This is a genomic window from Vibrio sp. 1978, assembly GCF_033344345.1.
On record NZ_JAWPOP010000012.1, the window covers coordinates 74,614 to 91,366 of the forward strand.

Genomic DNA, 16,753 nt, shown 5'->3' on the forward strand with positions numbered 1-16,753 from the left:
ATGTTGAGATCCAAAGACATTGAACTCTTACTTGTTCACGCTGCGCTACAAGTTCAATACCAAAAGCCAGAGCATGCCATTTCTATTCTCGATGCGGTTCTAGAAATAGAACCGCAGCACAAAGAGGCGATGCAAACACTTGCTGTGGCGTGTTTACAAAGTGGTCGATATACCCGGGCGATTGAGGTGTGTGAGCACTTATTAAAATCTGACCTTCATCCTGACTCGGCAGGACTCTGGTTTTGTTTAAGCCAAGCGCGTTGGAAACAAAATGACGTCGATGGGGCACGCCAAGCGCACCGACGCTATCTGCAATCTTTAAATAGTGAATCACATGAATAAGTTTATCGATATTCTAAACAAAGTAGGGCAACGCAAAGACATCATGCTTGCGGTGATGTTACTCGCGATCGTCTTTATGATGATATTGCCACTTCCTACCGCACTGGTGGATGTGCTGATTGGCACCAACATGAGCATTGCGGTGGTGCTGCTTATGTTAGCGATTTACATCACCACGCCACTTGAGTTCTCTGCATTTCCTGCGGTGCTATTGATCACGACATTGTTTCGTCTGTCTTTATCTATCACGACAACCCGCTTGATCTTGCTACAAGGCGATGCTGGTCAAATCGTTTATACATTCGGTAACTTCGTTGTGGGCGGTAACTTAGTGGTCGGTATCGTTGTGTTCCTGATCATTACCATTGTTCAGTTTATGGTGATCACCAAAGGCTCAGAAAGGGTAGCAGAAGTTAGTGCGCGCTTCTCACTCGATGCGATGCCTGGTAAGCAGATGAGTATTGACGGTGACATGCGTGCCGGAGTAATTGACGTACACGAAGCTAGGCACCGACGATCACTGATTGAAAAAGAAAGCCAAATGTATGGCTCGATGGATGGCGCGATGAAGTTCGTTAAAGGCGACTCCATTGCGGGTCTGGTCATCATTGTGGTCAACATCTTAGGTGGCGTCACGATCGGGGTAACGCAAAAAGGCATGAGTGCTTCTGAAGCACTTGAGTTGTTTGCGATTTTGACCGTTGGCGATGGTTTGGTATCGCAGATCCCGGCACTTTTTATCGCGATTACCGCCGGTATTATCGTGACGCGTGTTTCTCATGAAGACTCTTCTGATCTTGGATCGGATATTGGTGGGCAGGTGATTGCTCAGCCACGAGCACTTCTTATTGGTGGTGTGCTTTTGGTGCTGTTCGCACTCATTCCTGGGTTTCCAAAAATCACTTTTCTGGTCTTGGCCGCCGTGGTTGGTGGTGGTGGTTTCTTCCTTTTCTATCAACAGAAAAAACAAGCGGAATCAGATAGCACCGACTTATCAAGCTTTGTTTCGCAAGGAGCCGGATCGCCAGCAGCGAAGCCAAGCAAACCCACGCCTTCTAGAAACAGTAAAGGTAAGTTAGGTGAGCAAGAAGAGTTCGCCATGACAGTCCCGCTGTTGATTGATCTTGACGCGAGCCTTCAGGAAAGCTTGGAAGCGGTCGCATTAAATGAAGAGCTAGCAAGGGTTAGACGCGCACTATATCTCGACCTAGGCGTGCCTTTCCCAGGCATCCACCTGCGCTTTAACGAGGGGATGCAAAATGGCGAGTACTTAATTCAGTTACAAGAAGTCCCGGTTGCACGAGGACGAATTGTTAAAGATCAACTCTTGGTGACAGAAGGGAATGAACAGATCGATTTATTAGGCGTGCCTTATGAGCAAGATGAAGATTTTCTACCTGGTATTTCCAGCATTTGGGTGGCACAGAGTTATGAGCAAAAACTCGTAGCCAGTCATGTAGGTTTTCTCACACCCGACAGAATTTTAACGTACCACTTGTCTCATGTTCTTAAGGAGTACGCGCAAGACTTTATTGGTATTCAGGAGACGCGTTATCTGTTGGAGCAGATGGAAGGCAGTTATTCGGAGCTAGTCAAAGAGGCCCAGCGTATTGTTCCGTTGCAAAAAATGACGGAAATCTTGCAACGCTTGGTTTCTGAAGACATTTCTATCCGAAACCTTCGCGTGATCTTGGAAGCCATGGTTGAGTGGGGCCAAAAAGAGAAAGATGTTGTACAGCTGACGGAGTACATTCGTTCCAGCTTAAAACGTTACATTTGCTACAAATACGCGAGCGGACAAAACATGTTGCCCGCTTACTTATTGGATCAAAGTCTCGAAGACACAATACGCAGCGGTATTCGTCAAACCTCAGCAGGGAGTTACTTGGCGTTAGACCCGTCAGTAACGCAACAATTTGTCAGTGATGTGAAACAGACCATTGGTGACTTAAGCCGCATGCCGAATAAACCTGTGCTAGTTGTGTCTATGGATGTACGCCGATATGTGCGAAAGCTTATTGAATCGGAATACTACGATCTGCCCGTTTTGTCATTTCAAGAACTAACCCAGCAAATCAATATTCAGCCACTTGGAAGGGTGGGGATGTAATGAAAACAAAACTAATACTCTCGCTGGCGCAAGCGGGGATCGAAGTGACGCCATACTTTTGGCAACAAAGTGAAATTCAACTTGGTTATCGAATTGAAGTTGAAGGCTTAGAGCTCGTTTTTCGGGTGGAGGACGGTGAAATCATCATCGTTCTTCTGAAACGCATTCGTCCAAAATTGGGGTTGAGTAACCCCTTTGCCGGCTTATTTCTCTTGGCTGAACATGCCATTCAACTTTATCCCTCCGATTGGGTCATTCGCGGCAACGTCGATGTGTTACGTGGTAGCAACATGAGCAGCCAGCGACTGGCACAGTTCTATCTAAAAGCATGCGGTGCAAGCCATGATGAGCTAGACGGCTGGTACTGTTTACGCCTAGCAGATTATAGACCTTTGAAAAAGTTGAAAAAGTAAAAACTCACGACTGTTACTGACAGCACCGATGAGATGACCCGCTTTAAGATAGGAATCAAGATGAAGCAACCGTTTACCGATGCGATTGAGAACGCTGAGCTTGCCATTAGAAAAGCTGAAGACAGAACCGATATTTTTAACGAGCTATTGGAAGGCTTAGGTGTTGGTCCTGTTGCGGGGGATGTTTTACTTGGAGGCATAAAAGCGCCAGTAGATACCATGAAACGTGCAGAGCAAGAGCTAATAGACGAAGTCCAGCGCCGCCGGCAACAACAAAATCAGCTACAAGGTACGTCAGGTAAACGCAGAAAGCGTCCCACAGTGATGCGCGGCATGATGATTTAGAGGTTTGGAAATGACGAATATGAAAACGACTGGCTCTACGACAGGAGCAACAGACACAGCTGCGAGTAGTGCACCATTACCCACTTTCCAACAAAACTTGATAGAGGCATTTACCCCTGTACTGGGTGAAGCAGAGACTCAGCAACTTGCCTCGATAATCTCTTCATTGCCAACTATCTCGGGACAAACGGAATCACAAAGTATCGCGCTTTATGTTGATACACTTGAAAACCTAAAAGCGAAAAATAACGCGTTTGCTGGTATATCATTGACCGACACCGCATCTGTTTGGATAAAGTCGCTACAAAGTGCTAGCTCAGATGGCGAATTAACCGCAGCCGAGTTTAATGCTCAAACAAACCAAACGCTATCAAATCAGTTTCAGGCTTGGTTTAGTAAGTTACTGACGGAAAACGTAGATAGCTCGTTGTCTACTGAGTTTGTTAGTCAATTTAATCTGGGCACTCAGAGTAACCAAGCGGAGCAGATCGCCAACCTCTCCGAGACAGGTCTGGCTAATGCCACCAAAGAAATTTCTCTTTTTGTTGCAGAGCTTGCTAATCAAATGGGCTCCCGTGAAGTGAGAGATGCTTCTATTTCTTTTCTTCGCAATGCCTTTAGTAGCTTAGGTTCCGTTAATCTCGCGCAACTGAAGAGCTCGGACTTTCTGTTGACTAAAGAGAGTTTCGCCCTTCAAGTCTCAGCTCAATTAAAAAGTAGTTTTCAAGGCATTGGTATTACTTTAAGCACCGATGACGCAAGTGCGCTAGCTAGCAGAATTACCTGGACTCCTGGTATTTCTAAACAGCAGCTTAAAGAAGCGTTAGATGAAATGGCCGCTCAAGTGAAAGGCCAATATAGCGCAGCTTATGGTGAGGCGAGTGGAACGAACAATCTAAAAGCAACACTTAATACTGTCATTGGTGGAACTGAGCCTTTGACCCTTTCTAGTCTGTTCGCCAACTTCGCGGTGAGTTTAACAAATATAGAAATCGATGACTTTTACCAGGACAGCGCGATAGCCGATGTCCAAAAGACACAAATAACGGCAGCTCAAGTTAATTTGATCAAAGAAAACACCGAACGAGATATCCGATTACAGTTTGAAAAAATAGTAAAAGGTGAATCTACCGGGGCTTCATTTACTGAGCGATACGAGGCATTGCGCAAAAACTTAGGGGCATTGAAAGAGCGTCTACTCAATATCACCGATAAAGAGAAAGCGGATCGCGAGGTGAGAGCAGAGCACTCTCTAACGGCTCGTGATTTGTTGGCCGTTGTTGAGTCCAGCATTGGAGACCGTTTTGATGAGCAAGTGCTGCTTGCACTAAATGAGCGTCGTGTTAACCGTTTAGAGAAACGTAATGACCAGAAAGAGGCATTAGAGGATCTCACAATACAGCTTAAAGTTTTTGGTGTTGTGCAATCAAAAATTCACTCTACGCAAAGTGTTGATGGGGTTTATAAACCGGGATATCCAGAAAGTAACTTCAAAGCGAGTGACTTTAACTACAGCAATCAAACGGATTTTGAAGCTTCACCTGAGTACAAGTATTTGACGGATAATAAGATAACAAACCATCGAGACTTCCTTCAAACACAAGGTATTACTATCGGTGATGGTGCTTCGTACCAAGACGAAGAGAAGTCGAAAAAGCTGTCTAATTTTTCTAGTTCTGTCAGTGCTAAATCCAAGTTGCTTAACGATGAAGTGCAAATCAAAACCACTGAGCTGAACGACACCAGTTCTCAATACAACTCGACCGTTGAAGCGATGAACAAGTTTGTTCAGAAGTACCACAGTATTTTACAAGAAATCCTACGAGCCATTTAAGGATAACCAACCATGACTAAAACAAACGCGACCGATCCATCTCAAATGCAAGCAGAAGAACTGCTGTCTTTTTTGGAAGAGGGAGGCACGCTAAAAATGTTGCACGATGTGTCTCAGGACACCATCGAACACATTTATGCCGTAGGTTACAACTTTTTCCAATCGGGAAAGATTGAGCAAGCAGCGAAAGTATTTCAATTACTCAGCATGCTTGATCATTATCAGGCGCGATTTTTCATTGGCCTTGGCGCGGCTCGTCAGGAGTTGGGTGAGTATCTGCAGGCAATAGACGCCTACAGCTACGCAGCGCTAGTGGACGTAAATGATCCACGCCCACCTTTTCACTCTGCTGAATGTCACCTTAAACTGGAACAACTGACAGAAGCAGAGAGTGGGTTTTACAGCGCGAAGGAGATGTCTGCCGGAAAATCACAATATGCAGATTTGCATGAGCGTGCAGGCATCATGTTAGAAGCGGTGAGAAATAAAAAGGAGTAATTAGACTATGAGTTCTATTGCACTTGACCGCATCCAGACACAGGTTTATAGCCCTGAATCTGGCCAAGCCACGTTAGATAACGTGCAGAAAACGGCGTCTACAGCGACGCCTTCTGTGACGGTAGAAAACGTGAAGAGTAAAGATGCAGATGTACTGAACACCGGAAAAGTAAAAGTTCAGTTAGATGCACCTAACGCAGCTGTTAGTGACAAAGTGAATGATTTGACGCTAAAAGCCATGGCACAGCTGCAAAAGATCGTCGATACCATTGCAAAATCTCTCCATGCAGTTGCAGACCAAACAGGTTCGATTGCCGTCAAAATCATCGCAGGATCTGCTGATGATTTTGAAGTAGAGCTTGCTGCTATCACGGATAAACTGAAAAGTGCTCAAAACGAGCTGAAAATTCAGGAAGTGAAGGTCGCAAAAGCTAAGCACGAAAAAGAGATGGTGGAAAACCAAGACAAAATCAAAGAATCGGAAGCCGCTGCAAAAGAAGCCCAAAAATCAGGCTTAGCAGCGAAGATCTTTGGTTGGATCAGTGCGGTGGTTTCTATTGTTGTTGGTGCCGTAATGGTGGCAACGGGTGTTGGTGCAGCAGCCGGTGCACTTATGATCGCTGGTGGCGTCATGGGAGCAGTGAGCATGGCGTTGCAAGAGCCAGCCGTTCAAGATGCGCTAAAAGAAGCGGGCGTAAATGTCGATGTGCTAAACAAAGTCGTAATGGCATTAGAAATCGCCGTCGCGGTTATCGGAGCTGTTGTGACGTTTGGTGGTGCAGCTGCTGGCGGTATCGCGAAACTTGCAGCAAAAGGTGCTGGTAAGGTAGCTCAAAAGGTCACGGAAATCGCTACGAAAGCCGCTGCAAACATGGCGAAAGTGGCGGATATGGGCACAAAAGCTGCGACAACAACAGCGAAAGCGATTCGTTATGGCGCAGAAACCGTCGATCTTGCCGTCAACGTGGGTAAAGGCGCAACGGACAGTGTCCATGCTGCTAACAATGCTCACGTAACAGAGATTCAGGCTGATATCACAGACCTTCGAGCCAAAATGACGTTAAGCCAGGCTGTCATTGATAAGCTCAAAGAAGAGATTGGTAAGTTGATGGAAGACTTCCAAGAGCTGATGAGCCTCATCATGCAAATGATTCAAGCGAAAAGTGAAACTATGCAAACGGTGTTAAGCCGTCCTGCAACGGTATAAGGAGTTTATTATGCTAGATAAAGTAGGCGGAACGGGTCGTGGTGAACTATACGGTTTAGGCGATACCATTAAAACCAACAAAGCAGAAAAAGCGCCGGAAACAAAGCTTGAAGCGGGTGCCGTTAAAAGCCAAAGTGAGTCAGGTGTTTCTGGTGCAGCACGCTACCAGTTAGAGACACCTAAAGCTCCCACAGTGAGTAACCAAGCTCAAGTTGTTGCAAACTTAATGAGTGCTCTTGCGCCGACGGTGAGCTCATTAATGAGCACAACGATGAAAGCGCTTAACGGTGAGGAGGTGATCAAGTCACCATCAGATGCGGTATCACAATCGTTGACGCTATTAACATTGTTGTATCAAGTATCAAAGCTGAGCCGTGAGCAGCAAGTGCTACAACGTGAAATTGCTGTTGAAGCAAACGTCGCGAGTTTAGAAAGCCAAGCGGCAGAACTAAACAACTCGGCAAGCGCAATGATCGCGATGGCAGTCGTTTCGGGTGTATTAGCGGGTGCTACCGCAATTATTGGTGCCCTTGGTTCTTTCAAAGCAGGGAAAGAAATCAAGAATGAAATGGCGAGCAATAATGTACTGAAAACGCAAAAAGCTGGCTTCGATCAAGCAGAAGAGTTATTAAATAACAATAGCTTGTCTAAAACGCAGCAAGATCAGGTTAAGCGTGCGCACTCACTAGCGAAAGACAATATCGCAGACACGACAGCGCAGCTGACAAGTGGTGGCCGTAAGTTCGATAAGTTGATGAGCTCAAACCAAGCGAAGAACGCGATTCTTCAAGCTTTGGGCCAGATGGCAAACTCAGCATCGAATGTAGAGCAAACCAAAGCGCAAGCGCGCAGCAAAGATGATGAAGTACAAGCGACTCGCGCACAAGCAGCCAAACAGAAAGCCGATGAAAACATTGGTTTCCAAGAAGGTTTATTGAAAGAGCTACGTGACTTGTTCCGATCTATCTCAGATAGCCAGAACCAAGCGTGGCGAGCGTCAGTCCCAACGGTGTAACCATCCGTTTCACTAACTACAAAGCGTTGTTTATACAACGCTTTTTTTATTTCAGCTATCTAAACTAGATACGGATATTTACTGGGTGATTTGTTTGTAAAGCAATATAACGTAGTGAGTTACATTGCATAAAAGTTACTGTTTTTGTTGAACTCAGCTCAAAGTTTACCATCTGATATTGGTCTTGTTGCATACTGCTGGGTTAGAATGCCATTGAACTTACGAAGAAAGTGTTTTAAATGTTCTTTTCTGTCGGATGATGACTGCGAATCTGATGGTTGTTTGACACAACTAATTTCTTTTTAAGACGGCAAGCTTACTAGTGTGGATATGGATCAGCAACATTGAGGAGTAACAATGGATATTTCATCACACAAAAAGGATATGGCGATACATATAGTCGAAAAAACGATGTCAATAGATCGGCTAATAATGATCATGTATAACTCACCAGATAAGATAGTTTACGAACACTTTAGAGCTGTTAACCCTCATTTGAAAGATAATATGGTTAAAGTTGGACAAGTTGTTTTGCTATCTCCAGCTAACTCAATCGAATGTACGCTAGAGGAAGCTCAGTTTTTGAGTCTTGCAAATGCAGTAGATAAATCTCTTATGGAATTAGATCGAGCTGAGCGTGAGATCCTCGTAAAACGCTATGATTTTTTATCTAATGTTGCTAGCTATAACGGTTTGCTATTAGGGGTTAGTAATAATGTGTGGAATTCTCACGTAACTCAGGTTAAGTCAATCCTAAAAGATATCGAAAAAACTTACATATCAAGTTTTAACCGTAGTGGAAATTTAAATAACCAACAATTTTTTTCTAAGCGTAATATACAATTTCAGCGTTTAAATACAGCTTTAAAAAGGTTTGGACAGCCAACAATAAATGATAATTTACTTGCTGGTGATATTAAGAAAAACTTGGGCTTAAGTAGCAAGAGTATTCTTCATCGCTGGGGAAAGCAGCAAGGCACGGTAACTGCCATTCCTGATTTTGCCAAAAACTATGCAGCAGTTGCTAAAATGTCACGGAATTTAAAACGTGTTGGTTATGTTAGTATCGCTTTGACTGGAGTTGAAGCTGCGGCATCTATCGAGAAAGCGTGTACTGTAAAAGACGAAAAACAATGCACTGAAACCAAGTACTCGCAAATAGGCAAGGCTTCTGCGAGTATTGCGGGAGGAACTGCTGGAGGCATGCTTGCTACATGGGGAGTGTGTACTTTAGTTTTTGGATTACCATCAGGTGGAACTAGTGCTTTTTGGTGCTCTGTTGTAGCAGGAGGCACTGGGGGATACTTAGGAGGAAAGTATGGAGGTTCGACTGGTGAGTATTTGGGAACAGAATTATATAAAACTCAACTTAATAAGTAGTCGAAGATGGAAGATATCAGTTTAGCATCAGATTTAGTGATTTATCTGACTACGGTTGGAATTTTAGGTATATTTACTTGGGTTTTGTTTGTTATTTATTTGAAATCCAAGTGGTTGAAGTATCTTGAAGATGCTCTTGATAATGGAGTTCGATACTACACTCTGAATATATTCTTATCAGGTCACGGAGTACTACAATATGGAACTGTTTTTCTGAGCACTTTTCATGCGAAACGATATAAAATGTTAGAGAAGAGGGATAAGGTTCCAGTTCATATTCAACGATTGTTTGTTCTCTCATTCGTATTATTTATTTCAAGTGCATCATGTCTTTTGGCTGGAGTTATAATTCATCATATTTATATAGAATAAAGGTTATTTAACAAGATTATAGTAATTTGACCTGAGTATTTCTATTTAATAGATAATTTAGAATGGACATATCAGTCTAAAGATTTAATTTTCTAGACTATACGGTTTACGCTTATATAGAGCCATTATATAACGGCAGAATATGCCGATAAAATGGTGATTACTAAGCTAACCGCCAAGGATGAGAACTTAAACGTTATCAAATTGTTAACGATTGCTATACTTAAACGGTCATCAACACAAGTAAAAGGGATGTTCAATGTTTAAGTTTAAGCAAATCGCACTTGCGGCTTCTTTGGCTGCACTCACAACAGGCTTTTCTGCGTCTGCGGAGGAAACGTTTGTCACGATTGGTACCGGTGGCGTAACAGGGGTTTATTATCCGACTGGTGGCGCTATTTGCCGCTTGGTTAACAAATCGCGAGAAGATCACGGTATCCGTTGTTCGGTAGAAAGTACTGGGGGATCGATTTATAACATCAACACTATTCGTGCTGGCGAATTGGACCTCGGTATCGCGCAATCAGACTGGCAGTATCATGCTTACAAAGGAACCAGTAAGTTTGAAGAAAGCGGGCCTTTTAAAGAGCTACGCGCCGTATTCTCCGTTCATCCAGAACCGTTTACTGTCGTTGCACGTAAAGACGCGAACATCAAAACTTTTGATGATTTGAAAGGTAAGCGCGTTAACATTGGTAATCCTGGTTCTGGTCAGCGAGGTACTATGGAAGTGCTAATGAACCAGTATGGTTGGAGTAACGACGACTTTAAGCTTGTCTCTGAGTTAAAAGCAGCAGAGCAATCAAAAGCACTTTGTGATAACAAAATTGATGCGATGATTTATACCGTTGGTCACCCAAGTGGAGCGATTAAAGAAGCCACTACGTCGTGTGATAGTAATATCGTAACGGTAGCTGGACCTAATGTAGAAAAACTGGTTGCAGACAACAGCTTCTATCGTGTCGCAAATGTCCCAGGTGGTATGTATCGTGGCACAGATAGTGATGTTCAAACCTTTGGTGTGGGCGCGACGTTTGTTTCTTCTACTGCGGTACCAGAAGATGTGGTTTATAACGTGGTTAAAGCGGTATTTGAAAACTTCGATGATTTCCGCCGTCTCCACCCAGCGTTTGCAAACTTGAAGAAAGAGGAAATGGTAAAAGACGGTTTATCTGCGCCTCTTCACCCAGGTGCGCTCAAATACTACAAAGAAGTAGGGCTGATTAAGTAAGCGTTACTTTCTCTTATTATTGATGTAAAACGCCATCTTTCTCGATCAATGCCACTCGTTTAACCGCGAGTGGCATATTTCTATTTCTCGTCATCCTGTACAGCGACGAAGGAGCGTGATACAGGATCTTCTATCCGAGCACTTTGTGATCAAAATGGTTTCATTAGCCGCTCAGTGTAGTGCTATTAGATTCCTAACCTCGCTGGAGTGACACAAAAAATCGTTAAGCTATCTGCATTAATCTTTCGCGCTGGTGTTTTTGTAGGATTGTTATCCACTTGTACAAGTTTTGCTTAAACATAAACATCAATGAAAAAGTAGATAGTGATGAGAATAGAAGAAAGAGCAACAAACCCTTTAACATGATTGGGATTCAGTTGACGAGAGACACGAGCTGCAAGATACCCACCTACCAACGTACCGACCAAAACAACACTACCTGTGTGCCAGTCAATGGAGCCATTGGCAACAAAAATCACGATAGCAATGAGTGAAACACACGTAGATACGAGCAATTTCAAACCGTTCATTAAATTAATGTCTTGGTGGCCCGCTACTACCAGATAGCTCAGAACAATAACCCCTAAACCTGCGTTGAAAAAACCACCGTAAGCAGAGACACCAACAAGTAATAAACCCAACGCGATTGCTCCGAGTATGCCAGCATGTTTGTGCTCTTTCGCGACAGTTTTGATTAGCATTGTTAAACGAGAACCGGTGAGAAAAAGCACGGTGGCAAATAAGAGTAACCAAGGGATAGCTTCCATAAATAGCGATTCTGGCGTGTTGAGCAACAGATATGCTCCGACAGCGCCGCCGACTAAACTGAATGAGACTGTGAACAGCAGTTCATGCTTGTTCTTCATGATCTCTTCTCTGAACCCGACGGCTCCGCTAATGTAACCCGCACATGAAGCATACGTGTTTGTTGCGTTAGCCATAATAGGAGGAACACCTACTGCCAATAGAGCCGGAAAAGTAATAAAGCTTCCGCCTCCTGCTATGGAGTTAATGATCCCACCAATTACGCCAGCAATGAATAAAAGTGAGAGTTCTAAAAGCATAAACAATCCTTGTTATGTTCTTTTTCATTGTTAGAGCTTCAGATGCTCTAACCCACATGCTCTAATGTTCTGATATGAGGTTTACTTTACCCGCTCTAAAACAAAATTGTTCAGTTCTGTAACGTTTTTGATGACATGAACGGCTTTACTTTGAGAGTACCCTTCGAGGCGATACATAAAGTCATCATTCCAGAATGCGGGGCATTGCTGAAGAACTTTGTAGCTTTGTAACGTTCCTTTCAGTACCGAACTACCATCAGGCCAACCTTCAGGTTTAATGAATAGTCCTTTAAGGAGACGTTTCGTCACAAACCAATAGCTTACTGAGTATGGTAGATCAATATAAATGAGAGTATCGGCTGCATCTAAACGAGCGTTGAAAGAGCTGATCGGTCCAAGGCCATCTATAATCCAACGATCTGAGCTTAGTATATTGCTATGGGCTTCATCAAAAACGCTACGCTCAACGGGATCACCGTTTGGTTTATATACTATTGAATCTAATTGATGAAGAGGAAGACCGGTAGCCGACGAGATTACTTTACTTACCGTCGATTTTCCACTACCGGGTTTACCAAAAACTGCTATTTTTTGCATAGTGACCGCCTCCAAGAGAGCTTTTCCCATACGGTAGAGACAGAAAACCCACCGCTATGGGTGGGTTCGATAAATACTGAGCGCATCAAAAAATCCCACCATTCCTATGGAATGATGATAATTCGTTGGTTAAGTTGCGCTAAGTGTGTGTTCATACAATCACCTTCATATAACGACAGTGATTTGTCAATACCATCTGCACAATAAGCGAACGATTTGGAGGGCGGAAGATAAAGCCATCACGATGGATGGCTTTATCTAGGTTGAAAGAGACAGCGATTACTGCTCAACGCTGACTGGCTGTGCTTTAAACTTTTGAATCAGCTTTACGATTAGTGGACTTGCCAATACCAATACAGCTAAAACAGTAAAGGTAAGGGTAATAGGACGCTCCCATAGGAAACTCAGTTCTCCATCTGAAATCATTAATGCGCGGCGTAAGTTCTCTTCCATTAATCCTCCAAGGATGAAGCCCAGCAATAAAGGTGCGAGTGGGAAGTTAGCGAGCCGAAGTGCAATGGCAGCCATAGCCACAATCAGCATCACGAACACATCCATAGTATTAAAAGAGACCAAATAAACGCCGGTGATTGAGAAGAATAAAATCATCGGTAGAAGCACCGTTCTTGGAACCGCCAAAAGCTTTGAAATGTACGGAATCAACGGTAAGTTCAGGATCACAAGTACGATGTTGCCGAAGTACATGGAAATGATCACTGACCAGAACACATCTGGGTGTTCAACAAATAGGCGAGGGCCAGGTTGAATACCATAAGCGATCAGCGCACCGAGCATTATTGCTGTTGTACCAGAGCCCGGAATACCAAGCGTTAATAGCGGTACAAATGAACCACTAGATGCTGCATTGTTCGCAGACTCTGGCGCAACCAAACCACGTATACTGCCTTTACCGAACTCATCCTTTTTCTCTTTAGGTGCGAGGTTGCGCTCCATACCATAGCTTAAAAAAGCAGCAATGGTTGCCCCTGCGCCAGGAAGAACGCCAGTGAAGAAACCTAATATTGAAGAGCGAATTGAAACAGGCGCAACATCTTTGATTTCTTCCTTGGTCACTTTCATTGAGCCAATGTTGCTCAGCTTTTCTTGTTCTTCATCGCTGGTGTCTTTTGATGGTTTAAGGATGCCCATCAGTGTCTCACCCAGTGCGAATGTCGCCATTGCAAGCAACAAGAAGCTAAAGCCATCCATTAAATCCGTTAAACCGAAGGTAAAGCGTTCAACGCCTACGCCTTTATCGATTCCAACTGTAGATAGCATCAAACCAAGAATGGTCATCATCCACGCTTTGATTACCTGACCTTTCCCCGCAAAAGCCGCGACTGCTGATAACCCAAGTAGCATCAACGCAAAATAGTCCGACGATTGGAAGCTAAGGGAGACGCTAGCCAATGCTGGTGCGGCAACAAGCAACATAATGGCAGATAGCGTACCGCCAGTGAAAGACGAATAAGCTGCCAAAGCTAATGCTTTACCTGCCTGGCCTTTTTGAGCCATTGGGTAGCCGTCGAATGCTGTGACCACGGTTGAAGAACAACCCGGCGCGTTAATTAAAATCGACGATGTAGAACCACCAAATACCGCACCGTAATAAACACCCGCCATTAAAATAAGGCCAGAGGAGGGCTCTAGGCCATAAGTAATTGGGATCATCAAAGCAATGGCTGAGATCGGCCCAAGTCCAGGTAACATGCCGATAAATGTACCGACGAAGCAACCAACGATCACCATCATAATGTTCATTGGCATTACTGCGGTGGATAAACCTTGTAGAATTCCATCTAACATAATTCAGTCCTTTCTTTGACTACCAGATGGTGAAAATCAAACCCGGTTCGAGATAGATGTCCAAACCTTGAGTGAGTAATAAGTAGAACGCGATCACGAATGGAAACGACGCGCCAAACAGAACGGGTTTACGTCTTTCCCCGAGCAGATAAAAGCCAGCCAATAAAAAGAAGCCAGTAGCTATCACAAAACCTAAGTAAGTCAGGCCCACGCCGTAGAGCGCCATTAAAATTAAAAAGGCAATCAGTAACTTCCAATTGAAGGTCAGCACTGCGCCACTTTGTTTATCTGGTTGTCCTGTCACCAGCAATAGCAAAGAAAGGCCGACACCAACGTAAGTCAGGATGGTTGGCAGAGTACGTGCGGTGAATGGTTCATACTCATCACCTGGAAACAATGGAATTTGTGAGGTCTGATAACCGTAGCAAAGACAGAAAAGTAGAAAGATCATTGCGCCGACGCGGTCACGACAGAGCAAATACTCTTTGGTGAAAAAGTTGGTTGAACGAGGCATATTCAACTCCTAACAAAAGTAAAAAAGACCGCATATGGACGTCAATGAATAAACTAAACCATTAACAATTAAGCATTTCGCTGCTAGTCGAGCCGCTTTGGGTATATAAACAAAGGAGTGTGCATGCCGATTGTCGACAATGTCCATATGCGGTGAAACTTAGAGTGCAAATACATGGGGAAATACCAACCTATGTTATTCATTGAGGTTGGTATCTGAGGGACCCCAATTCGATTGTTACTTCAGGAAGCCTAACTCGCGCATTAAGTCACCCATCTGTTGCTCTTGATCTTCAAGAAACGCGAAGAATGCTTTATCCGCTTTATAGTTGTCGATCCAACCATTGCGGTCTCGAACGACTTGCCATTCGTCGGTGTTATACATTTTAGTAAATGCGGCATTCCATTCATCTAGCTTTTCTTGGCTTGTGCCTGGTGCTGCAAAGAATCCACGCCAGTTAGCAAAGACAGTTTCATTACCATATTCGGTGAGAGTTGGAATGTTAGGCGCAGCTTCTAAACGTTTTGGTGCTGTAATCGCTAACACTTTCACTTGCCCAGACTTAGACATTTCGAGTACTTCACCTAGCCCTGTAGAGAGCAGTTGTGTTTCGCCTGAAAGTAGGGCTGCCATGGCTTTTCCACCTGCATCATAGGCAATGTAACGAACTTTACGCGCATCAAAACCTTCACCTTTGAAAGCTGCTGCTATAACCAAATGATCCATAGAACCACGAGCAGAGCCACCAGCAACCTTCACCTTACGTGGGTTTTCTTTAAAAGCTTTAACGACATCTTCCCAAGAGCTGTAAGGAGAATCGGCTGATGTAACAATGGCGCCATAATCGGCAACCGTTGCGGCAACAGGAGTCAAGTCGCGGAAAGATTGTGGGAAGATCCCACTGAGCGAGCGAACGACGATCGGTGTTGAGTTCACCATGAGTGTATCTTCTTGACGATCAGCCGTTTCAATCAAATGTGCGATTGCTTTGCCACCGCCACCACCAGATAGGTTTTGAAATGATACGGTTTCGACGATGTCCGACTTTATTAATACATCACCAGTACCTCGGGCGGTCATGTCCCAACCGCCACCGGCACCTCCAGGGATAAGAAAGTGCATTTTTTCAATATCTGCAGCAAGAGCGTTGAATGAAAATGAAGCTGCGATGATTGAAGCGGCGAGCGTTGGTTTGAGTACCTTTAACATGTTCACGTTCCTTATGTTAGCGACTCTATTTAGTTGAGCCTTATTGTTTTTGCTCAGTTGTCATGCCTTGTAAGCGTTAAAGCTGAACTTGGTGTAAAGGTTAATTAAGTGTTAAATATCTGTCTGTAAAAGAGATATAAAGAGAATATTGAGCATTTCGGTTATTTTGTTCATAAAGTTCACGACGAGAAGTTGGTGTTAGGTCACGCGGCTTTACGCTTTGGTAGGCCATAATAAAATGACGGAAATGAACGAGGAAAAGAGAATGAAAGGGACGTGTTTGTGCGGCGCAATTGAAGTCATCGCTGAGGTTAAAAATGAGGTTAGCCTGTGCCATTGCTCTATGTGTCGAAAATGGTCGAGTGGCGCACTTCATGCTGTGCATTGTGGTCCTAACGTAACGTTTAAGGGGGCCGAGCCAAAGCGTTATCAATCGTCTGACTGGGCGGTGAGAGGTTTTTGTGGCGAATGCGGCACAAACCTTTTCTATCATTTGTTGCCGACAGGTGAGTACATTCTTTCCGCTGGTTTGTTCGATAACCCAGATTTCAAACTCACTTTAGAGATTTTTACCGATGAAAAGCCAGCTTATTATGACCTCAATTCCGCTTCACAAAAGATGACTTCGCAACAAGTCTTTGATCAATTTGTACCTAAAGAATAGTTTTTTATCCGATTATTGTTCGACAGCTGAGCTTTTAGTTTTTAGATCATAAGCTTAAAGGTTTATAAGTTGTCGACAATGTGAACTCACCATTCTTTATTTCTGCTAAAAAAGGCACTTAACGGGCATTTTAGACCCATTTAAATTACGAC

General features: G+C 43.9%; 17 protein-coding genes. 12 read left to right on the forward strand and 5 right to left on the reverse strand.

Going from position 1 to position 16,753, the window contains the following annotated elements:
• From vscY to R8N49_RS13575, 11 genes are all read left to right on the forward strand, one after another.
• On the forward strand, positions 1-342 hold the full coding sequence (gene vscY, locus R8N49_RS13525; RefSeq protein WP_005377248.1) for a type III secretion system chaperone VscY: 342 nt from the start codon (positions 1-3) through the stop codon (positions 340-342).
• On the forward strand, positions 326-2,452 hold the full coding sequence (gene vcrD, locus R8N49_RS13530; RefSeq protein WP_155484594.1) for a SctV family type III secretion system export apparatus subunit VcrD: 2,127 nt from the start codon (positions 326-328) through the stop codon (positions 2,450-2,452). Before vscY ends, vcrD begins: the two co-directional genes overlap by 17 nt.
• Positions 2,452-2,865 (forward strand): LcrR family type III secretion system chaperone, encoded by a 414-nt coding sequence (locus R8N49_RS13535; protein WP_042523767.1) that lies wholly within the window; start codon positions 2,452-2,454, stop codon positions 2,863-2,865. The genes vcrD and R8N49_RS13535 overlap by 1 nt, the downstream gene beginning before the upstream one ends.
• 60 nt (positions 2,866-2,925) lie before the next feature.
• Positions 2,926-3,210 carry an LcrG family type III secretion system chaperone gene (locus tag R8N49_RS13540; RefSeq protein ID WP_005395092.1) on the forward strand — a complete coding sequence of 95 codons (285 nt, stop codon included), beginning with the start codon at positions 2,926-2,928 and terminating at the stop codon, positions 3,208-3,210.
• Positions 3,211-3,220: 10 nt separating this feature from the next.
• Complete coding sequence (locus tag R8N49_RS13545; protein WP_284144530.1) at positions 3,221-5,044, forward strand: virulence-associated V antigen; 1,824 nt, start codon at positions 3,221-3,223, stop codon at positions 5,042-5,044.
• Between the two features lie 12 nt (positions 5,045-5,056).
• Entirely contained in the window at positions 5,057-5,542 is a 486-nt protein-coding gene (gene vcrH, locus R8N49_RS13550; RefSeq protein ID WP_005377258.1) for a SycD/LcrH family type III secretion system chaperone VcrH, read from the forward strand.
• Positions 5,543-5,549: 7 nt separating this feature from the next.
• A complete protein-coding gene (gene vopB, locus R8N49_RS13555) occupies positions 5,550-6,749 on the forward strand; it encodes a type III secretion system translocon subunit VopB (RefSeq protein WP_005377260.1) in 1,200 nt (399 codons plus the stop codon).
• Positions 6,750-6,759: 10 nt separating this feature from the next.
• Entirely contained in the window at positions 6,760-7,764 is a 1,005-nt protein-coding gene (gene vopD / locus R8N49_RS13560; RefSeq protein WP_005377262.1) for a type III secretion system translocon subunit VopD, read from the forward strand.
• Between the two features lie 357 nt (positions 7,765-8,121).
• Complete coding sequence (locus R8N49_RS13565) at positions 8,122-9,144, forward strand: hypothetical protein (RefSeq protein ID WP_047009803.1); 1,023 nt, start codon at positions 8,122-8,124, stop codon at positions 9,142-9,144.
• Positions 9,145-9,150: 6 nt separating this feature from the next.
• Entirely contained in the window at positions 9,151-9,516 is a 366-nt protein-coding gene (locus R8N49_RS13570) for a hypothetical protein (RefSeq protein ID WP_053350348.1), read from the forward strand.
• Positions 9,517-9,775: 259 nt separating this feature from the next.
• Positions 9,776-10,747, forward strand: a complete 972-nt coding sequence (locus R8N49_RS13575) for a TAXI family TRAP transporter solute-binding subunit (protein WP_005388171.1) — start codon at positions 9,776-9,778, stop codon at positions 10,745-10,747.
• Positions 10,748-11,040: 293 nt separating this feature from the next.
• On the opposite strand, the gene R8N49_RS13580 is transcribed toward R8N49_RS13575, so the two are convergent.
• From R8N49_RS13580 to R8N49_RS13600, 5 genes are all read right to left on the reverse strand, one after another.
• Positions 11,041-11,811: a sulfite exporter TauE/SafE family protein gene (locus R8N49_RS13580; protein WP_047102688.1), complete on the reverse strand. Its 771-nt coding sequence runs from the start codon at positions 11,809-11,811 to the stop codon at positions 11,041-11,043.
• An 81-nt stretch (positions 11,812-11,892) separates the two neighbouring features.
• Positions 11,893-12,408, reverse strand: coding sequence for an adenylate kinase (locus R8N49_RS13585; RefSeq protein ID WP_104979245.1), 516 nt, complete (start codon positions 12,406-12,408; stop codon positions 11,893-11,895).
• Between the two features lie 279 nt (positions 12,409-12,687).
• Complete coding sequence (locus tag R8N49_RS13590) at positions 12,688-14,214, reverse strand: tripartite tricarboxylate transporter permease (RefSeq protein ID WP_005388177.1); 1,527 nt, start codon at positions 14,212-14,214, stop codon at positions 12,688-12,690.
• A gap of 19 nt (positions 14,215-14,233) precedes the next feature.
• Positions 14,234-14,728: a tripartite tricarboxylate transporter TctB family protein gene (locus R8N49_RS13595; protein WP_005388179.1), complete on the reverse strand. Its 495-nt coding sequence runs from the start codon at positions 14,726-14,728 to the stop codon at positions 14,234-14,236.
• A 237-nt stretch (positions 14,729-14,965) separates the two neighbouring features.
• Positions 14,966-15,937 carry a tripartite tricarboxylate transporter substrate binding protein gene (locus tag R8N49_RS13600; protein ID WP_005388181.1) on the reverse strand — a complete coding sequence of 324 codons (972 nt, stop codon included), beginning with the start codon at positions 15,935-15,937 and terminating at the stop codon, positions 14,966-14,968.
• A 265-nt stretch (positions 15,938-16,202) separates the two neighbouring features.
• Here R8N49_RS13600 and R8N49_RS13605 point away from each other — a divergent pair, with 265 nt between their 5' ends.
• The gene (locus tag R8N49_RS13605) at positions 16,203-16,601 is read left to right on the forward strand and encodes a GFA family protein (RefSeq protein WP_005377278.1); all 399 of its coding nucleotides are present in this window, start codon (positions 16,203-16,205) and stop codon (positions 16,599-16,601) included.
• Positions 16,602-16,753: the final 152 nt, after the last annotated feature.